6 protein-coding genes are annotated in these 4,956 nt (G+C 34.0%); all 6 read right to left on the minus strand.

Annotated elements, in window-relative coordinates; translation table 11 throughout:
- On the minus strand, nucleotides 1-762 hold a 762-nt coding region (locus RR409_RS20675; RefSeq protein WP_332559669.1), incomplete at its 3' end, for an SDR family oxidoreductase.
- A 97-nt stretch (nucleotides 763-859) separates the two neighbouring features.
- Nucleotides 860-1,651 (minus strand): ABC transporter permease subunit, encoded by a 792-nt coding sequence (locus RR409_RS20680; protein WP_332559670.1) that lies wholly within the window; start codon nucleotides 1,649-1,651, stop codon nucleotides 860-862.
- Between the two features lie 33 nt (nucleotides 1,652-1,684).
- Complete coding sequence (locus RR409_RS20685; RefSeq protein ID WP_332559671.1) at nucleotides 1,685-2,488, minus strand: ABC transporter permease subunit; 804 nt, start codon at nucleotides 2,486-2,488, stop codon at nucleotides 1,685-1,687.
- Between the two features lie 5 nt (nucleotides 2,489-2,493).
- Complete coding sequence (locus tag RR409_RS20690) at nucleotides 2,494-3,375, minus strand: ABC transporter ATP-binding protein (RefSeq protein ID WP_332559672.1); 882 nt, start codon at nucleotides 3,373-3,375, stop codon at nucleotides 2,494-2,496.
- A 150-nt stretch (nucleotides 3,376-3,525) separates the two neighbouring features.
- Nucleotides 3,526-4,140: a TetR/AcrR family transcriptional regulator gene (locus tag RR409_RS20695; protein ID WP_332559673.1), complete on the minus strand. Its 615-nt coding sequence runs from the start codon at nucleotides 4,138-4,140 to the stop codon at nucleotides 3,526-3,528.
- A 461-nt stretch (nucleotides 4,141-4,601) separates the two neighbouring features.
- Complete coding sequence (locus RR409_RS20700) at nucleotides 4,602-4,952, minus strand: DUF2200 domain-containing protein (protein ID WP_332559674.1); 351 nt, start codon at nucleotides 4,950-4,952, stop codon at nucleotides 4,602-4,604.
- Nucleotides 4,953-4,956 lie beyond the last annotated feature (4 nt).

Raw genomic sequence — 4,956 nt, forward strand, 5'->3', positions numbered from 1 at the left:
CATCATAAACCTTTGAGCAGACTTTATATTTGTAAGCCACTGAATATGTGCATTTTGTTTTGTATTTTCTAACATTTTAGGAATAAAGAACCGTGCAACAGTTTCGGGCTTATCTGCTAAAATGTTAAATACTTTCTTAAATTGGTTATCCTGAGTAACTGAAGAAAGCTCTCCTGTAGGGGATTTAGTAATAAACTCAGTAAGCATCATCCCTGGAGATAATCTACCTACCTTAACTGGAGAATCTTTAAGCTCCTTTGCCAGCCCTTTTGTAAAATAAGTAAGAGCACGCTTTGAAGTACCATATAAAATGGTTTTTTCTATAATCATATCATTAGACCCCAAGCCTTCCATATTCCAAACCTGGCCATGGCCCTGTTTAAGCATATTTTCAAGTGCTATCTTGCATCCATACATAATCCCTTTTATATTAGTATCTACAACGGCATCAATGTATTCCTCTTCAGTATCCCACAAAAATTCATGAGGTACATTCTGTCCTGCATTATTAATCCAGATATCAACACTTCCCCATTTTTCTACAGATTTAGTCCATAGGTTTTTAATCTCTGATATGTTTCTTACATTACATGGTACAAATATAAATTTATTTTCAAAAACCTTAACCTGCTCTTTTTCCCTATGAAAGGAATTTTCTCTTGATCCAGATATTGTAACATTACACCCCGCTTTTAGAAATTCTTTAGCCATTGCCATTCCCAAGCCCCTTGTGCTACCGGTAATCACAACATTTTTCACCATATATCCCCCCTTACATTTATCTAAATTAATTATAACAGAATTTTCCATGAAAAAGAGATACTTGTGTTCAACAAATATCCCTTCTACGCAATACTATTTAGATATTCAAATCCCTTTTTCTATAAAAGAAATAAGTTAAACCAGAAAATACAGCAACAAGCAAAATTGACAATATTACATTTACTAGGCTTAACCCCTTACCGTTTAAAATATCCTGATAACTGAAATATTTAAAGGGAGAAAGTACATTTATTGCATTCACACGATCTGTTAAGTCAGTAATTTTAGATATTACATAGGCTCCCATTAGTATTGCTGATGCAAGAGAACCTGAAGCTTTGGGCTTTCTCATAAACCCTGATAAAAATCCTCCAAGAGAAAGAAAAATTAACTGAAGGATAAACATACTTAAAAGAAACATTATCACTTCACCTGTGATATCTTTCCCCTTATTATAGGCTGAAACCATTACTATCGAGGAAACCATTGTAACTAAATTGATAATAATAACATTAACCAGAGCTGCAAAAAGCTTTGAAGTAAGGACAGTGTATCTTGATACTGGCTTTACCATAAGAAATTCTGTGGTTTTGTCCCTCTCCTCTTTTGCAATTATACCACTTCCAAGTAGTGCTGCATGGATTCCCGCAATCACTGCAAGATAAGGAAATAAAAACGCAAAGAATCCGCTTATTGTACTGACATCCAAGGAACCAATACCAAGCAGCGCCCTTAAGGTGAAAGGCATTTCTGCAAAAACATCAGCAGTAGTACCGGATGAATAAGCTGTATATTTACCCATACCACTTAGCACAGTTAAAAACATGCATACACTCCATATAATTAAGGCTTTTCTATTAGCCTTTAGCTCTCTTAAAAAAATATTCATACCCTTATCTCCTTCCAATTAATAAAGCGCAACTTAGCTCACTGCATGTATATCTTTTTTAATATAAACAATATAGCTTACAGCTACAGCAACAACCACAATAACAGCACTGGCAATCAAATATGCAATCTCATAACTTGAATTGGTGATGATATAAGGTATATCAAAATATTTAAAAGGGGAAATGAGACGTACCATATTTTCTTCTTTGCCAGCAGCAAGTAGTGCTCCAATCATATAAAATCCAAACACTACTCCAAGTGAGATTGGTAGCACTGATTTAAGCTTATTGAAGAATACTGAAACTGCGAGGCCCATTGAAAGGAAAATAAGTTGAATAAAAAACAGAGTAAGATTTATCATAAAAAACAAATTCACATCGAAGTCTGCAGTTTTAATGCCGTTAGCTAATACTGTAGATACTATAAAAAATACTATATTAGTGCTTAGTAGCGCAGTAAAAGCTGCCATAAGCTTTGCGCTGACTATGGCTGACCGGGAAACCGGCTTTACAAGAAGAAAGTCTGCCGTTCTTTCTCTTGATTCCTTGGAAATAATTGAAACTCCCAAATTCATAGCCTGAATAGCTCCAAAAAGCACAATAAAGGAAAATACCATTGAATAAAAGCCCAAAATCGATGTAATGTAGTCTAAATTAATACCAAGCATTGCTCTAACAGGTTCTGGATAGTTCCCAAGTAGTGCCTTGAAACCTTCAGCATCTTTAGCAATTTCTGGATAAATTGAAAGATATAGTGCAGCCAGTGCTACTAAGGCACATGTCCAAATTATAGTAGATTTTCGCAGAGATTTAAGTTCATGTAGAAACATATTCACAGCACCTATTCCTCCTTTGCGTAATAATGCATAAAGATTTCCTCTAGGTCCGGTTCATTAATAGATACATTCCGTAGTTCAAGCTCTGCTAATTTTTTCATAATAGAATCTATATTCCCCTTAAAGATAAAGTCTGCAGTACTTCCTTTAATCTTTAAATCGCTGATACCCTTTATAGTAAAAGTTTCTTCAGTAATTTTTGACCTAGCTTCAATACTGATTCTCTTATAATTGTTCTCCTGGAGAGTACTCATCTTTTCAAGCTTAATGATTTTCCCTTCTTTAATAAAAGCTACCCGATTACACATTCTCTGAACTTCTCCTAATATGTGTGATGAAAAGAATACTGTAGCCCCTTTCTTATTTTCCCCCTCAATAAGTTCAAAGAATTTTTGCTGCATAAGAGGGTCTAGCCCGCTTGTAGGTTCGTCTAAAATAATTAACTTTGGCTCATGTAAAAGTCCCTGTACTATGCCAACTTTTTTCTTGTTTCCGAAAGAAAGGTCGTCAATCTTCTTTTTTAAGTCTAGGTCCATTATTTCTGCAAGTTCGTTAATTCTCTTTGTGCAGTCCTTTTTATAGAAGCTGGCAGAGTATTTTAAAAGGTCAATAACTCTCATATTGTCGTAATAAAATACCTCTGAAGGCAAATAACCAAGTTCTTTCCTAACCTCAGGGTGATCTATACAACTCTTTCCAAAGATTGTAGCACTTCCGCTTGTAGGATAGATTAATCCTAGGAGTGTTCTGATGGTAGTAGATTTTCCTGCACCATTAGGCCCGATAAATCCAAAAATCTCCCCCTGCTCTACATTTAGATTTACATCTAGGATGCCCCTTGACTTACCGTAACTCTTTGTAAGATTTTTAATTTCTACAACATTCACAAATGTCCCCTCCCTATTTTTATAGTGTTTTTAAATATAGAGAATCAAAGTCAATACTTAACTTATACATGAGACTACCTTGGTTCCCTTAAGTCTTTTGAAAGTGAATACATTAAAATTTTACTAAGAAATTCTATACTAATAGTAATTTTACAAATATTCCTCTTTATAAAAGTTAAGCTTTAGTAAATCCATACAATCATAAAATTCCTTAGCTCCGACTTCAAAGTCAACTTCTTCCTTACCGGAAAATTGATTAGTAAAACCATCTCCAATCCAAGAAAGCATTTTCATAACAAGTTTCAGATCAACATTATCTTTAAACTTAGAAACATCTGTACCAGCAAAGGCAATTTTACTTCTAAAATCCTCACCTTGGGTTATTCTAGCTTTTATATCCCCTACTACTTCTTCATCACTTTCATAATACATGCTAACTAAGAAACTGGGCATTGCTGCATACTTTTTCATAACCGCAATTTCAATTTCCGTTGAAAGTTTAATCCTGTCAAAAAAGTCAGTAATAGTACTGTCAAACTTCTCGGTAACTTCATTTATAATGGTATTACCGCAGAGATCAACTAAATAAAGATATAATGCTTTTTTGGTGCCAAAGTAATGAAATATCATTGCTTTAGAAATCCCTGCAGCTGAGGCAATGTCGCTGACAGAGGTCTTTTTATAGCCGTTAGCTCCAAAGGCTTTAAGAGCTGCATCAATAGTTGTCTTTTGTTTTTCTACAGGTAAATTTAAAAATTTTTCCAATGTATACACCTCACAGATTTTATCAACCGATTCGGTTTAATTAAATTATATACCCCATCAACCAATTCGGTCAATAGAGTTTATAAATATTATTGTCATGTCTTCTATATGAGTTAAATAATAGGTTATTTAGATTTTTTTTGTAATGAATTTAGATTTTAATTTGGAATTGTAATTTACCCAGAGTAAAGATAAATTAAATAATCCACGAAAAACACTGTACCCATTTTATTCTTACGTTTCTTATCTTTTAAAAAGTCCCACCTTATTTATAATAGGGTTCTCCCTATGGTTGTATCGGCTGTTTTAGCTCTACAATTCCCTTCTTTATATGATATAGTTTTACTATATGAGATTAGTGGACTGATTTGCCTGGAGTTTCAAGATTATTGTAGATTCAACAAAAAAACACCGATTCTTCATATTTATATATAGAATCAGTGTTTCTTAGTTTTTAATTATTATTTTCGTAAAATCTTATCCATAGTTTTTCCTTTTGCTAACTCGTCGATAAGCTTATCCAAATAGCGAATTTCCTTCATAGTTGGTTCTGCAATATCTTCCACTCGAACACCGCAAACCACACCTTTGATTAAATTCCTAGAGGGATTCAGTTTGGGAGCCTCCGCAAAGAAGGTCTCATAGTCTGTTTGTTTTTCCAGTTGGGCTTCTAACTCTTCTTGGCTATATCCTGTTAACCAAGTGATGATTTCATCCACTTCTTCTTTCCTTCGTCCCTTTTTCTCCGCCTTTGCAACCAAAAGAGGATAGACTCTTGCTATACTCATTGTATATATATTATGTTTGGCCATAATA

Origin of the sequence: Clostridium sp., assembly GCF_036642255.1 — a bacterium.
Classification (GTDB): Bacteria; Bacillota; Clostridia; order Clostridiales; family Clostridiaceae; genus Clostridium_J.